The following is a 22,070-nucleotide window of genomic DNA, read 5'->3' as shown; positions in this document are numbered from 1 at the left end:
GCCGTGACGCCGCCGCAGACCACCGTGGACGGTGCGGCCGCGAGCGCGGCCCGTCGTGTGGAGCTCCGTCCCGTGGGCGCGCAGGACCATCCGCTGCTGCACCGGTGGGTGACGTCCCCGCACGCCGTGTACTGGGAGATGACGGAGGCGGGCCTGGCCGACGTCGTGGCCGAGTACGAGGCGATCACCGCGCACCCGCACCACCACGCGCACGTGGGGCTCGTGGACGGGACCGCGACCTTCCTGGTGGAGGTCTACGACCCGGCCCACTCGGAGCTGGCCGGACGGTATGCGGGCGCGCCCGGCGACATCGGCCTGCACGTGCTCGTCGCCCCGACGGACACCCCGGTGCCCGGGACCACGGACCTGGTGATGGCCGCGGTGGTGCGCTGGTGCCTGGCCCAGCCGGGGGCGCGGCGCGTCGTCGTCGAGCCGGACGAGCGCAACGCCGCCATCCGGGCGAAGAACCTGGCCGCCGGGTTCACGGAGCTCGGTCCCGTGGCGCTGGGATCCAAGACGGCGATGCTCTCGATCGCCACGCCCGAGTCCTTCACTGCCAGCCGGATCGGCGTCCTCGCCGCCGGGCTGGACCTCACCCTCCCCGAGCCCCCGCTCCTCCTCACCCCCGACAGGCAGGTGTCCGCATGACCCCCGTCCCCCCGTCCCGCCTGGACGCGCTGACGGCGCCGACCGCCCGGCACGCCCACCGGCTGCTCGTCGCCAAGGCGATCCGCGAGTTCACCCATGAGCGGCTCCTGACGCCGGTGCGCGGCGAGCGGGTCGACGACGCCGGCCGCCACGCCTACACGCTCACCCTGGGCGGGGTGCGGTGGACGTTCACCGCGCGTGCCCTCCCGCTCGAGCACCTCGGCGTGGATCCGGACTCGGTGTGCCGTGCCGGGGATCCGGACGCGGTGGCCGTCGACCGCTTCGTCCTCGACGCGGCCGAGGTGCTCGGGCTGGCCGGCGAGGCGCTGGACGTCTATCTCGAGGAGCTCGCCTCCACCTTCGCCGCCCGGTGCCACACCCTGGCCGGCGAGCGCCCGTCCGCCGCCGACCTGGTGGACGCGGACTACACGGCGGTGGAGGCCGCCATGAGCGAGGGACACCCGGGCTTCGTGGCCACCAACGGCCGCATCGGCTGGGGGGCCACGGAGTACGCGATGTTCGCCCCCGAGGGCGGGCGGGCGCTGCACCCGGTGTGGCTCGCGTTCCCCTCCGAGCTCGGGGGACGGTGGACCTGGCCCAAGACCGCGAGCGCGGGCGCCGCCGTGCCGGCGCCGCCCCCGCCGATCACCGAGGCGGTGGCGGGCCTGTGGGCGGAGCGGGCGGCGGCGCTCGACGTCGATCCGGAGGCGTACACGCTGATCCCGGTGCACCCGTGGCAGTGGGAGCACCGGATCCAGGTGGCGTTCGCCCCCGACCTCGCCGCGGGGCGGCTGGTGCACGTGGGCGAAGACCCGGACGCGTTCACGGCCATGCAGGCGGTGCGCACCCTGTTCAACGCGAGCGACCCGCACGCCCCGCAGCTGAAGACGGCGTTGTCCGTGCAGAACATGGGGTTCGTGCGCGGCCTCTCCCCCGCGTACATGTCCGTCACCCCGGCGATCAACGCGGTGGTGGCCGACCTCGTGGACTCCGACCCCCTGCTCGCGAGGTGGGGCTTCGGGGTGCTGCGGGAGTACGCCTCGGCCGGGTACACCGGGGACGCCTTCCATGCCGTGGGCTCGAAGGGTCCTCACACGAAGATGCTCGCCGCCCTGTGGCGGGAGAGTCCGCTGCCGCGCCTGGCGGAGGGCGAGCGGGTCATGACCATGGCGGCGCTGCTGCACCGGGACGGCGGGGGCCGCTCCGTGGCGGGGGCGCTCGTGGAGCGCTCGGGGCTGACGGCGGCGCAGTGGCTGCACGGGGTGGTGACGGCCTACGTGACCCCGCTGGTGCATCTGGCCGCCGCCTACTCGACCGTGTTCATGCCCCACGGGGAGAACATCGTGCTCCGCCTGCGGGAGGGACGGGTCACCGGCGCCTTCCTCAAGGACATCGGGGAGGAGGTGGTGGTCGGCGCGGACGGCGTCCCGCTCACGGAGCAGACCCGGCGCATCCGCATCGACCTCACCGACGAGGACCTCTCCCTCTCCTTCTTCACGGACATGCTGGACGGCGTGCTGCGCCATCTGGCCGACGTGATGGACGCGGACGCCCTGCTGCCGGCGGAGGAGTTCTACGCCGTGGTGGGGCGGGTCCTCGCCGAGTACACGGCCCTGGGGCTCGCGGATGTGGAGCGCCTCGGCCTGGACGCGGAGGACTTCGCGCACTCGTGCCTGAACCGGTTGCAGCTGCGGAACGCCACGCAGATGGTGGACCTGACGGACCCGTCGGGCTCGCTGCTCTACGCCGGTCGCCTGGCCAACCCGGTGGCCGCGCCGCTGCGCCGCGCGCTGGCGGAGCTCCGGCAGGACGCCGCGGCATGAGCGCGGACGCGTGGACCGGGACGGCGACGGGTGACGTGGCGGGCCGTTGCCACCGGGACGCGCACGGCGTGCCGACGCTCGTGGCCGCGTCCCTGCCCGAGCTGGCCTACCTCCAGGGGTGGCACGTGGCGACGGAGCGGGCCTGGCAGGTCGACTGCGAGCACCGCCGGGTCACCGGCATGGGCGCCGAGGTGTTCGGCCCGCCGGCGGTGGCGAACGACGTCGCCGCCCGGCAGATGGACCTGGACGGCGCGGCCCGCCGGGCGTTCGACGCCCTCGACGACGCGGAGGACCGGGCCTGGTTCACCCGGTTCGCCGACGGCGTGAACGCGGGGCTGGACGCCGGGGCCCGGCGCGCGCCCGAGTTCGCCGCCCACGGGGTGAAGCCGCTGCCGTTCGACCCGCACACGGCGCTCGCCCTGCACCTGGGCTACAACGTCTGGCTGACCAACGCGCCGGCCGCCCTGTTCCGCACCCTGCTGGCCGAGCGCTTCCCCGCGCTCGCCGCGGCGCTGATCTCGCCGCGCCCCGACGCGGACGGCTCGAACGCCTGGGCGGTGCGCGTCGGCGCCGAGGGCGCTCCGCTCGTGGCCGCCGACCCGCACCGGCTGCTCGAGCTGCCCGGCGTCTACCAGCAGGTGCGCCTCGTGGTGGAGGCCGAGCGTCCCCGGGACCGCGTCGACGTCGTCGGCCTGGCCTTCCCCGGTGTGCCGGGCGTCCCGCATGTGGGGCAGTCCGAGCACGTCGCGTGGGTGACGACCTCGGCGATGGTGTCCTCGCTCGAGATGGTCCTCGAGGACGCCCCCGAGGGGCCGGAGGTCCTCGACGCCCGGACCGAGCGGGTGCACGTGCGCGGCGGCGACCCCGTGGACGTGCGGGTGGCCCACACCCCGCGCGGGCGGCTCGTGGACGTGCCCGGCGCCGGCCCGGTGAGCATGCGGTTCCCCGCCTGGGACCGCGCCGACACCGGCCTGCCGAGCGCGCGCCGGCTGCTCACGGCCGCGAGCGCCGCGGAGGCCTGCGCGGTGCTGGACGGGCACGTCGAGCCGGTCAATCGCGTGATCGTCGCGGACCGGCGGACGGTGCTCACCCGGCACGCCGGGGCCGTGCGGCGCCGGGATCGACGCTCGGCCTGGGGTGCGGCGCGGGCCTCCGCGCTGGGCCGGGGCTCCGCCGACGGGTCCCTCGATCAGCGCTGGGTGCGCTGGCCCGCGCCGGCCGCGGCGGACGACGTCGTGGTGGCGGCCAACGAGCCCCACCCGGACACCGCCTGCCTCACCGTGGACGCGTGCGCGCCGTGGCGGTCCCGCCGCATCCGGGAAGCCCTCGAGGCGCTGGCACCGCAGGAGCGGACCGTGGACGCGATGGCCGCCCTGCAGACGGACACCCGGACCCCGGGCGCGCCGCGGGCCTGGCTCGCCGACGCCGTCGACGCGCTCGTCGCGGACGGCGTGCTGGCCGCGGAGTCCGTCCCGGCGTGGGCCGGCGACGCCGCCGCCGGATCGGCCGCAGCCCGCTGGTGGCTCCTCGTGGAGCACGAGGTGGCCGCCGCCCTGATCGCGCACCTGCCGCCCGCCTCGCGGGCCCTGCTCGGCGGCCCGTGGGCACCGTGGGGCGACGCCGCCGCATGGGTCGGCGCGGCGCTCGCCGAGCGCGGGCCGGAGCCGCTGCGCGCGGCCCTGGGGATCACAGCGTCGACGAGGGACCTCGTGCGGGCCGCCGTCGCCGCCGTCGGCGACGCCGCCGAGCCGCCGGGCCCCGACGGCGCGGCCCGGACCTGGGGCGAGGCGCATGCCCTGACCCCGTTCCTGTTCACGCACGAGCATCCCGGCGGGCCGGACGAGCCGGGGCTCGCCGACGTGCTCGACACGATCGGGTCCGTCCGGGTGGGCGGCACCGCGGACGCGGTCTGCGCCACCTCGCACGCCCCCGGCCTGGCCGTCGGCACCCACCGCGGGCCGGTGGCCCGGGTCGTGTTCGACCTCGGCGACCGCACCCGCAGCCGGTGGGTCGTCCCGTTCGGCGCCTCCGGTCTCGGAGGCGGGCACGTGACGGATCAGCTGGACGCGTGGGCCGCCGGCCGCCTGCTGCCCGTGCCGTCCGGTCCCGTCCCCCCGTCCGCCGGCAGCGGCGTCGCACCCGCCCGCTCCGTCCCCGGCGGGGCCCCTCCGGGACGCATCGTGGCCGAGGTCGGCGTCGGGGCGTTGGGCCTGACCATGACGCGCGTCCGCCCGGCCCTGGACGCCCCGCTGATCCACGCACTCGTCACGGAGCCGCGGGCGGAGTTCTACGGGATGCGCGGGCACAGCGTGCAGGACGTCGAGGAGGTCTACGACTTCCTCGAGTTCCAGCCCACCCACGCGAACCACCTCGTGTGGCACGGCGGGACCCTCATGGCCCTCGTGCAGACCTACGACCCTCGCGCGGAGGAGGTCGGCGGCGCCTACGAGGTGCGGGACGGGGACCTCGGATTCCATTTCATCACCGCCCCCGGCGGCCTGCAGGGGCGCGCCCGCGCCACGGCCTACCGGAGCATTGTGGACTGGTTGGGCGCACGCCCCGGCACGCGTCGGCTCGTGATCGAGCCGGACGTCCGCAACACGCGGGCCGTGAAGACCGCCCGGGCTCTGGGCTTCACGGTGGACCGGGAGGTCGAGCTGCCGGGCAAGCGGGCGGCGCTGTGCTTCCGCGACGTGCGCTGACCCGGCCCCGCACACGGCGACGGCGCGCACCCGCCTCGGTGCGCGCCGTGATCGTGCCGGTCAGGGGCGGTGGCTCACTTGTGCTCGGCCACGCCCGTCTGGCCCTCCCGGACCAGGGCGGTCATGCGGGAGACCGTGCGGAAGTACTTCTTCATGTAGCCGCCGTGCATCATCTCCTGCGTGAACAGGGCGTCGAAGGGCACGCCGGAGGCGAGGACGGGCACGTCCTTGTCGTACAGGCGGTCCGCGAACACCACGAAGCGCAGGGCCGTGGCCTGCTCCGTGATGGTGTGCACGTCGTGGAGGGCGAGCACGTCCACGTCCTTGACGAGCTCGCGGTAGCGGGAGGGATGCACGCGGGAGAGCATCGCGGTGAGGTCCGCGAAGTCGTCCACGGCGAGCACGCCCGCGTCGGGGAAGTTCTCCTGGGCGGTGGTCTCGACGGCGGCGTCGTCCAGGGGCGACGGGGCGGCGGAGAGGCCGCGGTGGCGGTAGTCCTCGCCGTCCACGCGGATGACCTCGAACTGGTCGGCCAGGACCTGGATCTCGCGCTTGAAGTCCTGCGCCGCGAAGCGCCCCTCGCCGAGCGAGCCCGGCAGGGTGTTGGAGGTCGCCACCAGGCGCACGCCGGCGTCGGCCAGCTCGCGCATGAGGCGGGACATCAGCACGGTGTCCCCCGGGTCGTCGAGCTCGAACTCGTCGATGCACACGAGGGTGTACTCCTTGAGCTCGTCCACCGCCTTGCGGAAGGACAGGGCGCCCACGAGGTTGGTGTACTCCACGAACGTGCCGAACGCCTTGGGTCCGGGGGCCGCGTGCCACGTCGAGGCCAGCAGGTGGGTCTTGCCGACGCCGAAACCGCCGTCGAGGTAGATGCCGGCCGGCCCTGCCGCCCGCTTCTTCCCGCCGAACAGGCCGCCGAGGAACCCGCCGCCCGAACCGCCCCGGCCGAGGTCTGCCGCGAACCGGCGCAGCCGCTCCACGGCCTGTGCCTGCGAGGGGTGCGCGGGGTCCGGGATGTAGGTGTCGAAGGACACCGTGCCGAAGCGGTACGACGGGTGGAAGCCGGACAACAGCTGGTCCGGGGTGACCTGCGGCGAACGGTCGGCGAGGTGGACGATCTGAGCCACGGGACACTCCCAGGGTCGACGACGGGGATTCCGGGCCATGCTATCGGGCCGCGGACCCGACCCATGTGACCTCGCGTGTCCCGGACTGAGGGGCCCCTACCCTCTTACGTGACACCGACGTGCCGTAATCTGGCGCGCAGGGCACGGACACGGAACCCGCCGTCGTCGTGCCGCCCGCCCCGGGCCCGTGCGGGCCCGCCCCGACGCGAAGGAAGGCAGTGCCATGACCGATACCGCCGCGAAGTTCTCCGAGTACGCCCACCCCGAGAAGCTGGTGTCCACGCAGTGGGTCGCCGACCATGTCGGCGACGAGGACGTCGTGGTCCTCGAGTCCAACGAGGACGCTCTCCTCTACTCCACCGGCCACATCCCCGGCGCCCAACGCGTCGACTGGCACACCGAGCTCAACGACCCCGTCACCCGCGACTTCGTCGGCCCCGAGGCCTTCGCCGAGTTCGCCGCCTCCAAGGGGATCTCCCGGGACACCACCGTGGTGTTCTACGGCGACAAGTCCAACTGGTGGGCCGCCTACGCCCTGTGGGTGTTCACCCTCTACGGCCATGAGGACCTGCGCCTGATGGACGGCGGCCGTGACAAGTGGATCGCGGAGGGACGCGAGACCACCCGCGAGGTCCCGACCGTGGCCCGCGCCGAGTACCCGGTGATCGAGCGCGACGACCACACAGATCGTGCCGCCCGCGAGGACGTCCTGCAGGCCATCGGGACCACCCCGCTGATCGACGTCCGCTCCCGTCCCGAGTACACGGGCGAGACCACGCACATGGCCGGCTACCCGCAGGAGGGCACCCTGCGCGGCGGCCACATCCCCACGGCGGCGTCCGTGCCGTGGGCGTCCGCGGCCAACGAGGACGGCACCTTCAAGTCCCGCGCCGAGCTGGAGCAGGTCTATCGCGCCGGCGCCGGGCTGCAGGAGGGTGACGACGTGATCGCCTACTGCCGCATCGGCGAGCGGTCCTCCCACACCTGGTTCGTGCTCAAGTACCTGCTCGGCCACGAGGACGTCCGCAACTACGACGGCTCCTGGACCGAGTGGGGCAACGCCGTGCGCCTGCCGATCGCCGTCGGCGAAGAGCCGGGCGAGGCCCCCGCGCGCTGAGCCCCCGGCACGGCGTGGATCACTAGACTGGGACACCATGACCGAGAACCACGCCGTGCCCGCCGCCCTGGCCGAGATCATCGACGACTTCGCCGGGGTGCCCGATCCCGAGAAGCTCGAGCTGCTGCTGGAATTCTCGGACGAGCTGCCGGCGCTGCCGGAGCGCTACGACGGCCACGAGGCCGAGATGGAGCAGGTCGTGGAGTGTCAGACCCCGCTGTTCCTGGCCGTGGAGCTCGAGGGTGAGCCCGGTCCGCAGGCCCCGGTCCGCCTCTTCATCACCGCTCCCCCGGAGGCGCCCACCACGCGCGGTTTCGCCTCCGTGCTCACCCAGGGCCTGGACGGGCTGAGCGCCCTCGAGGTCCTGGACGTGCCCGAGGACATCCCCACCCGCCTCGGTCTGGCCAAGGCCCTCACCCCCCTGCGCCTGCGCGGAATGTCCGCCATGCTCGGCCGCATCAAGCGCAACGTGCGCGAGCAGGCCGGGATCGCCTGAGTCCGCCGTGGGCCAGCGCAAGAAGGATCGCAGCGCCCGGCACGGGGCGGCCACACCGGCCGTCGCCGCCCTCGAGGCCGCCGGGGTCCCGTACCGGCTGCACACCTTCGACGTGGCCCTCGACGCCGGCGGCGAGCGGTTCGGCGTCCAGGTCGCCCGGGCGCTCAGCGTGCCCGCCGACCGACTGTTCAAGACGCTGATGGTGGCGGACCCCGACGGCGCGCTCGCCGCGTGCGTGGTGCCCGTGTCCGGTCAGCTGGACCTGCGGGCCGCCGCCGCGGTGCTGGGCGTCAAGCGACTCGCCCTGGCCGATCTGGCCGTCGTCGAACGCCGGACCGGCTACGTGCGGGGCGGCGTCTCTCCCCTGGGCCAGCGCCGGCCCCACCCCGTCGTCCTGGACTCCTCCGCCCTCGACGCGGAGCTCATGTACGTCTCCGGCGGGCAACGCGGCCTGGATGTGGAGATCGCGCCCGCCGACCTCGTGCAGGTGACGGGCGCCGTCGTCGCGGAGATCGCGGCGGACTGACGGGCGGGTCCTGCGGCCGGGCCGGTCAGACGTCGTCGCGCGCCTGGCGACGCACCGCGACCATGCGCTGGCCGACGGTGACCAGGGACGCGGCGGCGAGCAGCCCCAAGGTGACGGCCAGGACGACCGGGGGCAGGCCGAGGCCCGTGAGGCCGGCGACCACGAGGGTGGCCACGAGCCGTTCGGCGCGCTCGGCGATGCCGACGTGCGCGCTCCAGCCGAGGGCCTCCGCCTTGGCGCGCACGTAGGAGACGAGCATGCCCAGGGCCAGGCAGGCCCCGGAGAGCGCGCCGACCGCGGGTGCGGCGCCGACGCCGAAGCCCCACAGGCACAGCCCGAGGAACACGGCCGCGTCCTGCACGCGGTCCAGGGTGGAGTCGAGGAACGCGCCCCAGCGGCCGGTGGACCCGGCCTCGCGCGCCATGATCCCGTCCACCAGGTCCGAGAACACGAACGCGGTGATGAAGAGCGTGCCCCAGAACAGGTGCCCCAGGGGGAAGAGCACGAGCGCGCCCAGGCTCACGCCGAGTGTGCCGACGACCGTCACGGTGTCCGGACTGACCCCGGCCCGCAGGAGCGTACGGGCCACCGGGGTGAACAGGCGGGTGGTGACGCCGCGCGCGTGACGGTCCAGCATCAGGCGGAGTCTCCGGCCCCCGGGCGAGGATGCTCGGCCGCGGCACGGGCGTTGGCCGCCTGGCGCGCGGCGTGGTCCCGGGCGGCCCGGTCCCAGACGTCCGCGAGGATCTGCCGGGTCTCCCCCAGGGTCTGCGACATGTTCTTGGTCCGGGCGATGATCGGCAGGAAGTTGCCGTCGCCGGTCCACCGGGGCACCACGTGCTGGTGCAGATGGGCCGCGATCCCGGCGCCGGCCACCGCCCCCTGGTTCATGCCGAGGTTGTAGCCGGACGCGCCGGCGGCCTGGCCGAGGGCGAGCATCGCCGTCTGGGTCAGCTCCGCCATCTCGGCGGCCTCCTCCGTGGTGGTGTCCGTGTACAGGGGCACGTGGCGGTAGGGGCAGACGAGCAGGTGACCGGGGTTGTACGGGTACAGGTTCAGCACCACGTAGGCGGTGCGGCCGCGGTGGACGATGAGGGAGTGCTCGTCGTCGCGCTGCGGGGCCGCGCAGAACGGGCAGGTGTGCTCGTCCTTGACCTGGCCCGTCCCCTTGGACACGTACGCCATGCGGTGGGCGTTCCAGAACCGCTCGAAGGCGTCCGGGGCGCCGGGCAGCTCGAAGCCGTCCGTGGCGGCGGCGTCCGCCGACGCGCGGGCCTGCGCCCGCGCGTCGGATCCGCCGGTGCCGGGGCTGGTCATGGGGTGACCTCGCGCTCGCGCACCGCCTTCACGATGCGTTCGATCGCCTCCTCCACCGGCACGCCGTTGTCCTGGGTGCCGTCGCGGAAGCGGAAGGACACGGCGTTCGCCTCCCTGTCCTCGCCGCCGGCGATCAGCACGAACGGCGCCTTCTCCTTGGCCGCGGTGCGGATCTTCTTCGGGAAGCGGTCCGAGGAGTCGTCCAGGCGCGCCCGGATCCCCTCGGCACGCAGCTTCGCGACGACGTCGTCCAGGTAGTCGTTGAATGCCTCGGCCACCGGGATGGCCACGACCTGCTCCGGGGCAAGCCAGGCCGGGAACGCGCCGGCGTAGTGCTCGGTGAGGACGCCCAGGAAGCGCTCGATGGAGCCGAAGAGGGCGCGGTGGATCATCACGGGGCGCTGACGGGTGCCGTCGGCGGCCTGGTACTCGAGGTCGAAGCGCTCGGGCAGGTTGAAGTCCAGCTGGATGGTGGACATCTGCCACGTACGGCCGATGGCGTCCCGGGCCTGGACCGAGATCTTCGGGCCGTAGAACGCGGCGCCGCCCGGATCCGGGACGAGCTGCAGACCGGAGGCCTCCGCGACCTCGGCGAGGGTGCGGGTGGCCTCCTCCCAGATCTCGTCGGAGCCGACGAACTTCTCCGGGTCCTTCGTGGAGAGCTCGAGGTAGAAGTCGTTGAGGCCGTAGTCCTTGAGCAGGTCGAGGACGAAGTTGAGCGTGGTGGTCAGCTCCTCCTTCATCTGCTCGCGGGTGCAGTAGATGTGGGCGTCGTCCTGGGTCATGCCGCGCACGCGCGTGAGCCCGTGGACCACGCCGGACTTCTCGTACCGGTACACGGAGCCGAACTCGAACAGCCGCAGCGGCAGCTCACGGTAGGACCGGCCGCGGGAGCGGTAGATCAGGTTGTGCATGGGGCAGTTCATCGGCTTGAGGTAGTAGTTCTGCCCCTGGCGCGTGATCTCGCCGGTCTCGGGATCACGGACCTCGTCGATGTGCATGGGCGGGAACATGCCGTCCGCGTACCAGTCGAGGTGGCCGGACACCTCGTAGAGGTGCTGCTTGGTGATGTGCGGGGTGTAGACGAACTCGTAGCCGGCCTCGGTGTGGCGCCGACGGGAGTAGTCCTCCATCTCCTTGCGGATGATGCCGCCGCGCGGGTGGAACACGGGCAGGCCGGAGCCGAGCTCGTCCGGGAAGGAGAAGAGATCCAGCTCGGCGCCGAGCTTGCGGTGGTCGCGGCGCTCGGCCTCGGCGAGGCGCTCCTGGTAGGCCTTGAGGTCGTCCTTGCTGGCCCAGGCGGTGCCGTAGATGCGCTGCAGCTGCTTGTTCTTCTCATTGCCGAGCCAGTAGGCGGCGGCGGAGCGGGTGAGCGCGAAGCCGTTGCCGATGAGCTTGGTGGAGGGCAGGTGCGGGCCGCGGCAGAGGTCGCACCACACGGCGTCGCCGGTCTTGCGGTCCACGTTGTCGTAGATGGTGATCTCCCCGGCCCCGACCTCCACGGAGGCGCCCTCGCCGGCGGTGTCCGCGGCATCCTTCTTGCCGAGCAGCTCGAGCTTGTAGGGCTCGTCCGCCATCTCGGCGCGGGCGGTCTCCTCGTCCACGACGCGGCGGCGGAAGGTCTGGCCGGACTTCACGATCTTCTGCATGAGCGAGGAGATCTGCTTGAGGTCCTCGGGGGTGAAGGGCTCGTCGACGTCGAAGTCGAAGTAGAAGCCGTCCGTGATGTACGGGCCGATGCCGAGCTTGGCGCCCGGACGCAGCTGCTGCACGGCCTGGGCCATCACGTGGGCGGTGGAGTGCCGCAGCACCTCGAGGCCCTCGGGCTCCGTGATGTCCACCGACTCGACGGACGCGCCGGCGGGGATCTCGCGGGCCAGGTCCCAGAGCAGGCCGTCCACCCGCATCACGGCGGTGGTCGGCTTCTCGCGGAAGAGGTCGAGGCCGGTGGTGCCGTGCGTCACCTCCCGCAGCTCTCCGTCCACGGTCAGCAGGATGTTCTTCGGCTCCGACACGGTGCTCCTTCGAGGTCTGGCTTCGGGATCGGTGGCGTACGGGGGCCACCGTCGGCCGCGTCCCATTCTAGGGGCGCGGCCGGACGGCGGGGCACGGAGGCGAGCGGTCTCATCTGTCCGGGGTGGGCAGCAGCTCCCACGTCTCCGGGTGGGGCACCGGGATCGGGGTGTGCTCCGGAGCGGGCCGATCGGGTGCCGTGCGGCCGGGGCGGGCCCCGCCGGCCGGCCCGACGTCGGTACGCACCTTCACGGGCCAGCCGCCCGTGCCGTGGTGCGGGATGTCCGGCAGGGGCTGCGCCCCGGTGCCCGCCCGGCCGCTGCGGCGCGCGGCGGCGGCTCGGCGGTCCGCCGCGAGCCAGTCCCGCCACTGCTGCCGGGTGGCGTCCAGGTAGTCGGGGTCCGGGAGCGTCTCGGGCCGGTGCAGGTCCCAGGCGCGCACGGCCTGGACGGACACGGCCCGGTCGCCGGTGCGCCGGACGGTGCCCTCGATCAGCAGGAGGCGGGCGGAGAAGAGCATCTCCCCGGAGGCGTGCTGGGCCTCGGTGAAGAAGGAAGCGTCCACGCAGCCGGTGCCGTCGTCCACGGAGAGGAACACCACCCGCTTGCCGCTGCGCATGGGCGGGGTCTGGGTGGCCACGCGCACCCCGGCCACGAGCACCCGGGACTGCGTGCGCAGCCCGAGCAGGTCCTTCGCCCGGGTGACGCCGAGCGCGTCCAGGTACGGGGCGTGGGAGTCCATGAGGTGGGCGGTGACGTCCAGGGCGGTGAGCTCCAGCTCGGTGCGGACCCGGGCGGCCGGGCCCGGGTCCGGGAAGAGCGGGGCGAGGGCGGTGAGCTCGGTGTCCGGCAGGTCCAGGGCCAGCTGGCCCTCCACCTGCCGTGGACGGGCGGACCGCGAGCGCGGGGCGGTGCGGCCGGGGGCGGTGCCGCGGGTGGTGGAGTGCTGGAGTTCGAGGTGGTGGACGAGGTCGGTGCGGGAGGCGCCGCCGGGTGGGAGGAGGCAGTCGAGGGCGCCGAGCTGGGCGAGGCGTTCGAGGTTGCGGGCGGTGGGGCGGGCGCGGTCGCGGACGTCGGCGAGGGAGCGGTAGGGACGGCCGGCGTCGAGGCGGTCGGTCTCGGCTTCGCTGAGTCCGGAGAGGCTGGTGAGGGGCAGGCGGATGCCCCAGCGGCCGGGGGCGCCGTCGTCGATCTCGGGGTGGGCGGGGACCCATTCGACGTGGACGTGGCGGGAGGAGGCGTTGACGTCCACGGGGAGGACGGGGATGCCCATGCGGCGGGCCTCGGCGACCATGAGGCGGGCGGGGTACATGCCGGGGTCGTGTTCGAGGATGGCGGCCATGAAGGCGGCGGGGTGGTGGGTCTTGAGCCAGGCGGAGTGGTAGGTGGGGACGGCGAAGGCGGCGCCGTGGGCCTTGCAGAAGCCGAAGGAGCCGAAGGCGGAGAGGGTGGCCCAGACCTCGTCGATGACTTCGAGGGAGTAGCCGCGGGCGAGGGCGCCGGTGCGGAAGGCCTCTTCGACGAGGTGTTCCTGCGGGCCGCCGAGGAGGCGGCGGTGCTCGTCGGCGCGGGCCAGTCCGCAGCCGGTCATGACGTCCATGGTGCGCAGGACCTGTTCGTGGAAGACGGTGACCCCGTGGGTCTCGGCGAGGACGGGCCGCAGGTCGGGGTGCGGGTAGTGGGCGGGTGCCCAGCCGTGCCGCTGTTCAAGGAAGGGTCGGACCATGTCGGACTGCATGGGGCCGGGGCGGAAGAGGGAGATGTCCACGGTGAGGTCGTTGAACTCGCGGGGGGCGAGTTTGCCGACGAGTTCGCGCTGGCCCGGGGACTCGATCTGGAAGCAGCCGAGGGTGTGGGTGGTGCGGATCATCGCGTAGGTGGCGGGGTCGTCGAGGGGCACCTGTTCGAGGTCGATGCGCTCGCCCGTGGTGCGTTCGACCTCGGCGATCGTGTAGGCGATGGCGGACTGCATGCGCACGCCGAGGATGTCGAGCTTGAGGAAGCCCATGGGGTCCATGTCGTGCTTGTCGAACTGGCTCATGGGCAGGCCCATGCCGGAGGGCTGGACGGGGGTGCGGTGCAGCAGGGTGGCGTCGCCGAGGATGACGCCGCAGGGGTGCATGGAGATGTGGCGGGGCAGGCGGTCGAGGCGTTCGGTGAGGTCGACGAGCAGGTCCAGCTGGCGGTCGCCCTCGGCGCGGCCGGACTCGATGCGGCGGGAGAGGCCGCCGAGTTCGGGCATGCGCTGGAGTGCCTCGCGGAAGTTCGAGGCGGAGAAGCGCCAGAGCTGCTTGGCGATGGCGTCCACCTCGGGTTCGGGCATGCCGAGGGCGAGGCCGGCGTCGCGGACGGCGCCGCGGGCCCGGTAGGCGTTCTGCATGCTCATGAGGGTGGTGCGCTCGGCGCCGAAGCGATCGACGACGGCGCGGTAGATCTCGTGGCGGCGGGCGGACTCCACGTCGATGTCGATGTCCGGGAGGGTGGAGCGGTCGGTGGAGAGGAAGCGCTCCATGATCAGGCCGTTGGCCATGGGGTCGACATGGGAGATGCGCAGGGCGTGGTTGACGAGGGAGGAGGCGCCGGAGCCGCGGGCGGCCACGCGGATGCCCATGCCCTCGATGAGGTCGACGACGGCGGCCACGGTGAGGAAGTAGGAGGAGAAGCCGAGTCGGGTGATGATGCCGAGCTCGTGCTCGGCGCGGTCCTGCAGGTCTCGGGCCGCCTGGCTGGTGCCGGGGAGGCCTCCCCCGGTGTGGAGGTGGGGGTAGCGGGCGAGGAGGCCGGTGCGGGTGCGCTCGCGCAGCACGTGCTCCGGGGGGCCGTCGATGCCGATGACGGCGGCCTCGGGGACGCGGGGCACGCCCCAGCCGAGGTCGGTCTCGGGGTCGAGTGCGCAGGCCTCGGCGAGGCGGCGGGTGGCCTCGAGCAGGGGGGCGGGGCGGTCGTCGGCGGCGAAGGCGACCTCGTGGGCGATGCGGTGCATGGCGGCGGTGGACTTGAGCCAGCCCTGTCCGTTGGGCTGCAGGTCGTGGAGGGCGTCGAGGGAGCTGAGGGCACGGACGGCGTCGAGGACGTCCGCGGTGGCGGCACCGTCCGGGGCCGCGTAGCGCACGGCGTTGGTCAGGACGGCGGGGATGCGGGCCTGGCGGGCGGCGCGGAGGGTCTTCACGGCGTGCCCGGTGTCGAGGCGGCGGCCGGGGGCGGAGAGGTGGGTGACGACGTCGGCGTGGGGGCTGCCTGCGGGCAGGGCCGCCTTCCAGCGGCGCAGGGCGGCGAGGCCGGCCGCGTACCGGCGGCGGGCCAGGTGGCGGCCGACGTCCGAGTCCGGGCCGAGGAGGACGAACAGCTCGGGGGTGGGCGGGTTGTCTCGGTTGGCGGCGGTGGGGACCCGGCCGGCCGCCGCGGCGGCGAGCTCGGCGACGCTGGCCCACGGGCTGCCGCCTGCCGCTCCCCCGGTGGTGCGGGCGTGGGCGGCGGAGACGAGCTCGCACAGGGAGCGGTAGCCGGAGCCATGACAGCCTCCTCGGGCGAGCACGACCACGCGGCCGGCGTTCTCGTCCTCGCTCCACCGGACGGCCAGGTCCACGCCCACGATCGGGGTGATGCCGTGGCGCAGGCAGGCGCCCACGTGCTTGGCCATGCCGTAGAGCCCGTCCCGGTCGGTGCAGGCCAGCAGGTCCATGTCCGCGGCCGCGGCGGCGGCCACGAGGTCCTCGGGCCAGCTGACCCCATAGTGGGCGCTGAACGCGGAGGCGACGTGCAGGTGGGCGAAGGGTGCGGCGGTGCGTCCGGCCGCGGCGGCCTGGCTCATGCCGACCGCCTCAGGTCCTGAGCGTGCTCGTGGACGCGCACGAGCCGCCACCGGCCGGAGTCCAGGTGGTGGGCGACGTCGAGGGTCTGCAGGGGCGCGGCGCCGGCCCGGGCCAGGCGGACCTGCAGCCGCCACATCTCGTGGTCGACGAGACCGGCGCCGCGGCCCTTCTCCGCGCGGACCTCCTCCGCCCACCAGCGGCGCCGCTCGAACCAGCGCACGGGGCGCTCTGCGAGGACGTAGTCCCGCCCGTTCCAGCGCAGCCCCTGCGGGGTACCGTCTGCCCCGCACTCCACCGCCACCGACTGTGTGAGGACTCCCATTCTGCTTCTCTCCCTGTGCACTGCTGACCGGACCGACGACGGGGTGCCGTCGGGCGATGGGAGCGCGGCCCGTCCGGCGGACCGGACGCGGGGAAGAAGTGGGAAGGTGGGGCCGCACCCCCGATCGTACTCGAACACGTGTTCGAATGCGATGTGTGCGAAGGTAGGGCGCCCGCCGGACACGTTAAGGACGCATCGCCCCCGGGATGGGAGGGACCGAGTCCTGGCCGCGGACCTCGACCCGACCCTGGGGCGCACATGCACGAGAAAATCGTCTCTTGGGCCGGAAGAAGTGCGCCGGCACGGTCCTGTGGACAATGCGAGCAGGACCACAATCCGCCTGCGTATACTCCGAACCAACCGGGCCTCGCCTGCCACGGGCACCGCACTGCGGGATCAGCGCGGGAGGCGCGGACACACGACGGACATCCAGTTGGAGGGGAAATGTCTCTCACCGCACCCGGGCGCGCCCTGCGCCGCCACCGATTCGCCCAGGCCGGCACGCTCAGCGTGGCCTTGGCGCTCACGCTGACCGCCTGCGGCGGGCAGTCCGAGCCCGCCGAGTCGTCGACGACGTCACCCTCGTCCGCCAAGCCCGCCGTCGAGGCGTCCGCGCCAGCGAGCACGAGCGAGACCGCGGGCGTCAGCTCATCCCCCACGGCCACAACGAGCGAGTCCGGCGAATACGTGCCCGCGTCTGCTGACGGCCCCGCGCGGAACGTGCCCAAGCCAGAGATGCCCGCCGCCATGAAGGAAGAGACCAAGGAGGGCGCCGAGGCGGCGATTCGCTATTTCTGGGACGCGCACTACTACGCCGAGCAGACCGGAGACACGGAACTCCTCGACTCTCTCTACAGCGAGTATTGCGAGTTCTGTTCGGTCCGTAGCGACAGCATTGATGGAATTTATAAGGATGGTGGCTGGTACACCGGCACGGAACCTCGAATTGACTCGATGCTCACTGCACAGTCGGAGAACGGGTACATCTCGACGTTGCTCATCACAACTGAAGACGGGACCGGGTATTCCAGTGATGGCTCCATTCCAGAGGACGCCCGAGTCGCACATGCGTCGAAGCAGCCCTGGCTAGTAGAGGTCTCCTACGACACCAACAACGGCCGCTGGGTGATTGATGAAATGACCTACGAGGGTGGAGACCCGTCTCAATGAAGCACCAGACACTGATTGCTATGGCAGCGGCTATCACGCTAGCTAGTGTCGGAGCGACAGGCGCCTGGGCTGTCACTTCGCCTTCCTCCGCCACCTGCAAATCAACGAATATCAATTATTCCGCTCGATCAGACTCTTTTAATGGAACGTCTCACTGTCGTAATGAAAAAAGGCCTGATCGCAAAAGTGCTGTGACCGCGGGGAGCAGGAGTCGAGACTCTGGCAGAGACTCCCACCTAGAGCACAAGACGGTCAGTGCATGCTTCTCAGGGCAGCTGGGCAATCCGGATTTCGAGAGCTGCCGAGAGCAGGAGGACAACTTCTGCCCCGAGGGTTCATGGATCCGGGCGCAGACCATAGACACCCGTCAACCTGATGCGAATCCCGTCTATGGCGCCCCCAAATGTTGGACGGCCAAGGCCTCCAGCAACGGCGCCCCGCCCGTCTCCATCGACGAGGTCCGCACGCTCCTCGTGCTGGAGCCTGAGATCCGGTCGGACAATGGCGGACGCGGGATCCGCAATGCGGAGACGAACTTCTACGCAGACGCCGAGACGCGCACGCTCGTCACCACCCTCAACGGGGTCGAGGTCGAACTCCGCGCCACGCCGGTGAGCTTCCACTGGGATTACGGGGATGGGTCCCCCACCAAGACCACCTCGGTCGCAGGCCAGAGCCAGCCGGAGTTCAACGTCCCCACCCCCACGAGCCACGTGTACGAGGACACCGGGCAGTACACGGTCCGCCTCACCACCGTGTACATCGGCGAATACCGGGAGGCCGGGGGCGAGTGGGTGCTCATCCCGGGCACCATCAGCCTCGACTCGGCCCCTGTCACCGCGAATATCTGGCGCACCATCACCCGCAATGTCGCCGATGACTGCAGCGTCGACTCCTCAGCCTGGGGCTGCACCGGCCCCATCGAATCCGCTCCGGCCGGCTGAGCACAGACCGCGGGGCGGCCGACGGTCTCCCGTCCACCGCCCCGCGGCCCCCTCGTCGGCCGGGTGTGTCAGACCCGGCGCACCCGCCCCCGGGCCATGAGCACGAGTCCCGCGCCGAGGCCCGCGAGCGCTCCGAGCGCGCCCGCCGAACCTCACGCCCGGTCTCGACCGTGTCCGGGGTCGTGTGGGTCTCCTCCCCGCCCGTTCCCTCCCCCGGTTCCTCCCCGGCCACGGGAGCCGGAGTGTCGACGGGCTCCTGCTCGGCGGGCGGCACCGGGTCCGCCTCGCCGGGAGACGGGGCGTCCTCCCCCGCCGGCACGTTCAGGGCCCAAGGCTTCTGCCCGTCCGCGAGCAACTCGACGAGCGCGAAGACGTCGGACCGCGCCGCGTCCTGGGTGATGATGACGTCCTCACTCTTGGTCATCCCGTCCAGCGACCAGTCGAGGACGAGGCGGTCGTCGGTCGGGTATGTCGCGTCGGCGAGGTAGTGAAACCCGGTGAAGGAGTCCACCGTGGTGTCGCGCCAGAGGGCACCCCAGCGCGGACCCCACGAGAGTTCCGCGACCGCCGCGTCGTCGCCCAGGCCTTCGGACCGGAACGGCAGCAGCACGCCCGACTCGGCGTGCTCCAGCGTGAAGAACCACTCGGGGTTGTCCCCGAACACGGGGTCGGCCAGGCTGTGCTCCCCCCACGCGTAGACGAGCCCGGCAGAGGGGCCTCTGTTGCCCTCCGGAGTGCCGGCGGCCTCATCGTAGAGGGCGGCGGCCACCGGGGTGCCGTCCACGGACAGGGCGAACAGGAGATGGCCGTCTCCGGCCTCGCCGTGGCACCCCTCCGAAAGATGCGGCGCTCATACCGGCCCGGTGACACCCACGCTACGCAGAGCCCATTCTCAGGGGGAGTTCAGAACGGTCTCGGATCCGTCTCGATCCGATCACGATGCCGCGGCACCGCGCTCCCGCGTCTCACGGGCCGATCACCGTCGTCGCCCCGTCCCTCAGAGCAGCGTGCCCTGCTGCTCTCTCATCTCCTGGATCAACTCCGGCCCGTTGTTCCGGACGTTCCCCACGGCGCCCTCCACGGGCCGCAGCGACCAGCCCGCCGCGACGTCGTACGCGCGGGCGCACACCTGGCCCACGAGGGCGTCGGCTTCTTCGGCGGACCCGAGCGTGTCCGGGGTGAGCCACCGGTCCATCGTCTCGGCGTCCATGGGCACGGGCAGCCGGTCGTGCAGCTGGCCGAGTGCGGCGAGCACCGGATCGTCGTCGTCCGCGTCGGGCGCGGCCATGGTGAGGATCGTCGTCGAGAGGACCCAGGCGTCCTCCCCCGCGGCCTTCGCCTCGGGGTCCTGCCACCACTCGTACAGGCCGGCGAACCAGATGACCGGCCCCTCGCCGTCCCCGGCCCCGGCCGGGTGCACGTAGTAGGGCTGCTTCTTCGCGGCCCGCCCGTCGGGACCCTCGGCGCCAGGCTCCGGCGTCTTCCACTCGTAGTAGCCCTCCGCCGGTACGGCGCAGCGGCGGGCGCGGACGGCGGCCCGGAACGTCGGCTTGGAGGCCACGGTCTCCGAGCGCGCGTTGAACGCACGGGACCCCACGGACAGCCCCTTCGCCCACGGCGGCACCAGGCCCCAGCGGGCCACGTGGATCCGCCGGGTCACCCCGGCACCGCCGTCGTCCGCGTGCGCCACGAGGATCGGCACCTCGGCTGTCGGCGCCACGTTCCAGCTCTGGCGCAGCACCAGCTCCTCATTCGTCTCGGCATCGCCCAGGGCCACCAGGTCGCTCGTGGCGCGGGCCATCACGTAGCGGCCGCACACGTCAGCGGTCCCTCCCGTCCCGGCCACGCTCGACATACATCCACGCGATGCCGAGGGCGAAGCCCATCATCGCGCAGCCGAGCACAGTGCCCCAGGGCCTCTCGGTGCCCAGTCCGAACACCACCCCCAGGCCGACGCCGATCAGCAGCCCCACCAGTGGGATGCGCCACTGAGCGAGCGCCCCGGTGCCGTTCCGGGCACCGGCCGGAGCCCCGGCTGGAGCCTCGTGGGCCTCGTCTTCGTCTCTGCCATGTCGTGCCACGGTTCGCCCCTCCGTTCACATCGATGTTGCGGCTCAAGTTGCAGTCTCCCCCGGCCGCCGCGGCGACACCACACACCAGGCCCCCCGGCTGCTCACCGATGCGTCGCACAGACACCTGTGATGGGATGGGCAGAACGAGCCCGCACGTCGCGCCGCCCCACGCATGCGCGGCATCGGGCAGATCCCCACCACCAGGAGGAACAACGTGTCCCAGAAGGTCCGCGGCGTCGTCGCCATGGCGAAGGACGCCCCCGTCACCATCGAGACCATCGTCATCCCCGATCCGGGACCCGGCGAGGCCGTCGTCGACATCAAGACCTGCGGCGTCTGCCACACGGATCTGCACTACCAGCAGGGCGGGATCGGCGACGAGTACCCGTACCTGCTCGGCCACGAGGCCACGGGTGTGGTCTCCGCGATCGGCGAGGGCGTCGACCACGTCAAGGTCGGCGACACCGTGATCCTCAACTGGCGCGCCGTGTGCGGCGAGTGCCGCGCGTGCCGCAAGGGCGAACCGAAGTACTGCTTCAACACCCACAACGCGACCCAGAAGATGACCCTCGAGGACGGCACGGAGCTGTCCCCGGCCCTGGGCATCGGGGCGTTCGCGGACAAGACGCTCGTCCACGCCAAGCAGTGCACCCAGGTCGACGGCGTCGACACTCCCGAGGAACAGGCCGCGGTCGGCCTGCTCGGCTGCGGGATCATGGCCGGCATCGGCGCGGCCATCAACACCGGCGAGGTCAAGCGCGGCGAGTCCGTGGCCGTGATCGGCTGCGGCGGCGTCGGCGTGGCCGCGATCGCCGGGGCGAAGCTCGCCGGCGCCACCACGATCATCGCGGTGGACATCGACGCCAAGAAGCTCGCCAAGGCCAAGGAGCTCGGCGCCACCCACACCGTGAACTCGAAGGACGAGGACCCCGTGGAGGCCATCCGCGCGGCGACCGGCGGCTTCGGCGCCGACGTGGTCATCGAGGCGGTCGGCCGCCCGGAGACCTACGAGCAGGCGTTCTACGCCCGGGACCTGGCCGGCCGCGTCGTCCTGGTGGGCGTGCCCACCCCCGGCATGGAGCTGAAGCTGCCCCTGCCGGAGGTGTTCGGCCGCGGCGGCGCGCTGAAGTCCTCGTGGTACGGCGACTGCCTGCCGGAGCGCGACTTCCCCATGCTCGTGGACCAGTACCGCCTGGGCCGCCTGCCGCTGGACGAGTTCGTCACGGAAACCATCGCCCTGGACGAGGTGAACGAGGCCTTCGAGACGATGAAGTCCGGCGACGTCCTGCGCTCGGTGGTGGTGCTCTGATGGCGCGCATCGATCACCTGGTCACCTCCGGCACGTTCTCCCTGGACGGGGAGACGTTCGACGTGGACAACAACGTGTGGATCGTCGGCGGCGCGGAGCAGTGCGTCGTCATCGACCCGGCCCATGACGCCTCGGCCGTCTGGAAGAAGGTGAACGGCCGCCAGGTGCTGGCCATCGTCCTCACCCACGGCCACGACGACCACATCCGCCAGGTCCAGGAGTTCCGCCAGATGGTGGACGCCCCCGTGCTGCTCCACCCCGCAGACCGCATGCTCTGGGACGACGTCTTCCCCGACGAGGAGCCCGACGGCGCGCTCGCCGAGGGCGACGTCCTGCGCGTGGCCGGCGTCGAGCTGCGGGTGCTGCACACCCCCGGGCACTCCCCCGGCTCGGTCTGCCTGTACGCCCCCGCCCTGGGCGAGGCCGGCGACGACGGCGCCCCGACCGGCGTCGTGTTCTCCGGCGACACCCTGTTCCAGGGCGGGCCCGGCGCCACCGGCCGCTCGTACTCGGACTTCGACACGATCATCGAGTCCATCCGCGAGCGCCTGTTCCCGCTGCCGGAGGCCACCGTGGTCCACACCGGCCACGGCGACTCCACCACGATCGGCACGGAGAAGCCGCACCTGCAGGAGTGGATCGACCGCGGCCACTGAGGACGCGCCGAGGT

Annotated in this window: 19 protein-coding genes; 10 read left to right on the top strand and 9 right to left on the bottom strand. The window is 72.7% G+C overall.

What is annotated here, in order from left to right:
• Positions 1-3: 3 nt before the first annotated feature.
• The 3 genes from AC0VX2_RS05175 to AC0VX2_RS05165 are packed head-to-tail and all read left to right on the top strand — an operon-like array spanning position 4 to position 5,173.
• A complete protein-coding gene (locus AC0VX2_RS05175; protein WP_251393387.1) occupies positions 4-648 on the top strand; it encodes a GNAT family N-acetyltransferase in 645 nt (214 codons plus the stop codon).
• The gene (locus AC0VX2_RS05170) at positions 645-2,471 is read left to right on the top strand and encodes an IucA/IucC family protein (RefSeq protein WP_145015932.1); all 1,827 of its coding nucleotides are present in this window, start codon (positions 645-647) and stop codon (positions 2,469-2,471) included. Before AC0VX2_RS05175 ends, AC0VX2_RS05170 begins: the two co-directional genes overlap by 4 nt.
• Entirely contained in the window at positions 2,468-5,173 is a 2,706-nt protein-coding gene (locus AC0VX2_RS05165; RefSeq protein ID WP_144820084.1) for a GNAT family N-acetyltransferase, read from the top strand. The genes AC0VX2_RS05170 and AC0VX2_RS05165 overlap by 4 nt, the downstream gene beginning before the upstream one ends.
• 74 nt (positions 5,174-5,247) lie before the next feature.
• On the opposite strand, the gene zapE is transcribed toward AC0VX2_RS05165, so the two are convergent.
• Positions 5,248-6,303 (bottom strand): cell division protein ZapE, encoded by a 1,056-nt coding sequence (gene zapE, locus AC0VX2_RS05160; protein WP_144820083.1) that lies wholly within the window; start codon positions 6,301-6,303, stop codon positions 5,248-5,250.
• 223 nt (positions 6,304-6,526) lie between these two features.
• Here zapE and AC0VX2_RS05155 point away from each other — a divergent pair, with 223 nt between their 5' ends.
• The 3 genes from AC0VX2_RS05155 to AC0VX2_RS05145 are packed head-to-tail and all read left to right on the top strand — an operon-like array spanning position 6,527 to position 8,442.
• Positions 6,527-7,420 carry a sulfurtransferase gene (locus AC0VX2_RS05155; protein WP_044659665.1) on the top strand — a complete coding sequence of 298 codons (894 nt, stop codon included), beginning with the start codon at positions 6,527-6,529 and terminating at the stop codon, positions 7,418-7,420.
• Between the two features lie 37 nt (positions 7,421-7,457).
• Entirely contained in the window at positions 7,458-7,916 is a 459-nt protein-coding gene (locus tag AC0VX2_RS05150) for a SufE family protein (protein WP_004167585.1), read from the top strand.
• Between the two features lie 7 nt (positions 7,917-7,923).
• Positions 7,924-8,442: an aminoacyl-tRNA deacylase gene (locus tag AC0VX2_RS05145; protein WP_044659664.1), complete on the top strand. Its 519-nt coding sequence runs from the start codon at positions 7,924-7,926 to the stop codon at positions 8,440-8,442.
• A gap of 25 nt (positions 8,443-8,467) precedes the next feature.
• Here the strand turns inward: AC0VX2_RS05145 and pgsA are convergent, their stop codons facing one another.
• From pgsA to AC0VX2_RS05120, 5 genes are all read right to left on the bottom strand, one after another.
• The gene (gene pgsA, locus AC0VX2_RS05140) at positions 8,468-9,079 is read right to left on the bottom strand and encodes a phosphatidylinositol phosphate synthase (RefSeq protein WP_251393385.1); all 612 of its coding nucleotides are present in this window, start codon (positions 9,077-9,079) and stop codon (positions 8,468-8,470) included.
• The gene (locus tag AC0VX2_RS05135; RefSeq protein ID WP_095346702.1) at positions 9,079-9,759 is read right to left on the bottom strand and encodes an HIT family protein; all 681 of its coding nucleotides are present in this window, start codon (positions 9,757-9,759) and stop codon (positions 9,079-9,081) included. The genes pgsA and AC0VX2_RS05135 overlap by 1 nt, the downstream gene beginning before the upstream one ends.
• Positions 9,756-11,774, bottom strand: coding sequence for a threonine--tRNA ligase (thrS, locus tag AC0VX2_RS05130; RefSeq protein WP_036313211.1), 2,019 nt, complete (start codon positions 11,772-11,774; stop codon positions 9,756-9,758). Before thrS ends, AC0VX2_RS05135 begins: the two co-directional genes overlap by 4 nt.
• A 109-nt stretch (positions 11,775-11,883) precedes the next feature.
• The gene (locus AC0VX2_RS05125) at positions 11,884-15,582 is read right to left on the bottom strand and encodes a DNA polymerase III subunit alpha (protein WP_136939768.1); all 3,699 of its coding nucleotides are present in this window, start codon (positions 15,580-15,582) and stop codon (positions 11,884-11,886) included.
• On the bottom strand, positions 15,579-15,905 hold the full coding sequence (locus AC0VX2_RS05120) for a DUF6504 family protein (protein ID WP_036338972.1): 327 nt from the start codon (positions 15,903-15,905) through the stop codon (positions 15,579-15,581). The genes AC0VX2_RS05125 and AC0VX2_RS05120 overlap by 4 nt, the downstream gene beginning before the upstream one ends.
• Before the next feature lie 444 nt (positions 15,906-16,349).
• Between AC0VX2_RS05120 and AC0VX2_RS05115 the strand changes: the two genes are divergently transcribed.
• Complete coding sequence (locus AC0VX2_RS05115; protein ID WP_101965486.1) at positions 16,350-17,075, top strand: DUF6318 family protein; 726 nt, start codon at positions 16,350-16,352, stop codon at positions 17,073-17,075.
• 473 nt (positions 17,076-17,548) lie between these two features.
• Entirely contained in the window at positions 17,549-18,019 is a 471-nt protein-coding gene (locus tag AC0VX2_RS05110) for a PKD domain-containing protein (RefSeq protein WP_004167595.1), read from the top strand.
• Here AC0VX2_RS05110 and AC0VX2_RS05105 read toward each other — a convergent pair.
• The 3 genes from AC0VX2_RS05105 to AC0VX2_RS05095 form a co-directional block, all read right to left on the bottom strand.
• Positions 17,934-18,803 (bottom strand): hypothetical protein, encoded by an 870-nt coding sequence (locus tag AC0VX2_RS05105; protein WP_396728922.1) that lies wholly within the window; start codon positions 18,801-18,803, stop codon positions 17,934-17,936. The two genes, AC0VX2_RS05110 and AC0VX2_RS05105, sit on opposite strands and share 86 nt — an antisense overlap.
• A gap of 213 nt (positions 18,804-19,016) precedes the next feature.
• Positions 19,017-19,838 (bottom strand): SOS response-associated peptidase, encoded by an 822-nt coding sequence (locus AC0VX2_RS05100; protein ID WP_101965487.1) that lies wholly within the window; start codon positions 19,836-19,838, stop codon positions 19,017-19,019.
• 1 nt (position 19,839) lies between these two features.
• Entirely contained in the window at positions 19,840-19,992 is a 153-nt protein-coding gene (locus tag AC0VX2_RS05095) for a hypothetical protein (RefSeq protein ID WP_225348462.1), read from the bottom strand.
• 313 nt (positions 19,993-20,305) lie between these two features.
• On the opposite strand from AC0VX2_RS05095, the gene AC0VX2_RS05090 reads away from it, so the two are divergent.
• The gene (locus tag AC0VX2_RS05090; protein WP_101965606.1) at positions 20,306-21,400 is read left to right on the top strand and encodes an S-(hydroxymethyl)mycothiol dehydrogenase; all 1,095 of its coding nucleotides are present in this window, start codon (positions 20,306-20,308) and stop codon (positions 21,398-21,400) included.
• The gene (locus AC0VX2_RS05085) at positions 21,400-22,056 is read left to right on the top strand and encodes an MBL fold metallo-hydrolase (protein ID WP_004167600.1); all 657 of its coding nucleotides are present in this window, start codon (positions 21,400-21,402) and stop codon (positions 22,054-22,056) included. The genes AC0VX2_RS05090 and AC0VX2_RS05085 overlap by 1 nt, the downstream gene beginning before the upstream one ends.
• The last annotated feature ends 14 nt before the right edge of the window (positions 22,057-22,070 follow it).

The organism is Micrococcus sp. iso_239 (genome assembly GCF_056173395.1).
This window is presented reverse-complemented; position numbering and strand designations above follow the sequence as displayed.

Excerpts from the sequence above, each read along its gene's own strand:
- AC0VX2_RS05170 (WP_145015932.1), top strand. The coding sequence starts at position 645 with ATGACCCCCGTCCCCCCGTCCCGCCTGGACGCGCTGACGGCGCCGACC.
- AC0VX2_RS05165 (WP_144820084.1), top strand. The coding sequence starts at position 2,468 with ATGAGCGCGGACGCGTGGACCGGGACGGCGACGGGTGACGTGGCGGGC.
- AC0VX2_RS05155 (WP_044659665.1), top strand. The coding sequence starts at position 6,527 with ATGACCGATACCGCCGCGAAGTTCTCCGAGTACGCCCACCCCGAGAAG.
- AC0VX2_RS05150 (WP_004167585.1), top strand. The coding sequence starts at position 7,458 with ATGACCGAGAACCACGCCGTGCCCGCCGCCCTGGCCGAGATCATCGAC.
- pgsA (WP_251393385.1), bottom strand. The coding sequence starts at position 9,079 with ATGCTGGACCGTCACGCGCGCGGCGTCACCACCCGCCTGTTCACCCCG.
- AC0VX2_RS05135 (WP_095346702.1), bottom strand. The coding sequence starts at position 9,759 with ATGACCAGCCCCGGCACCGGCGGATCCGACGCGCGGGCGCAGGCCCGC.
- AC0VX2_RS05125 (WP_136939768.1), bottom strand. The coding sequence starts at position 15,582 with ATGAGCCAGGCCGCCGCGGCCGGACGCACCGCCGCACCCTTCGCCCAC.
- AC0VX2_RS05120 (WP_036338972.1), bottom strand. The coding sequence starts at position 15,905 with ATGGGAGTCCTCACACAGTCGGTGGCGGTGGAGTGCGGGGCAGACGGT.
- AC0VX2_RS05115 (WP_101965486.1), top strand. The coding sequence starts at position 16,350 with ATGTCTCTCACCGCACCCGGGCGCGCCCTGCGCCGCCACCGATTCGCC.
- AC0VX2_RS05085 (WP_004167600.1), top strand. The coding sequence starts at position 21,400 with ATGGCGCGCATCGATCACCTGGTCACCTCCGGCACGTTCTCCCTGGAC.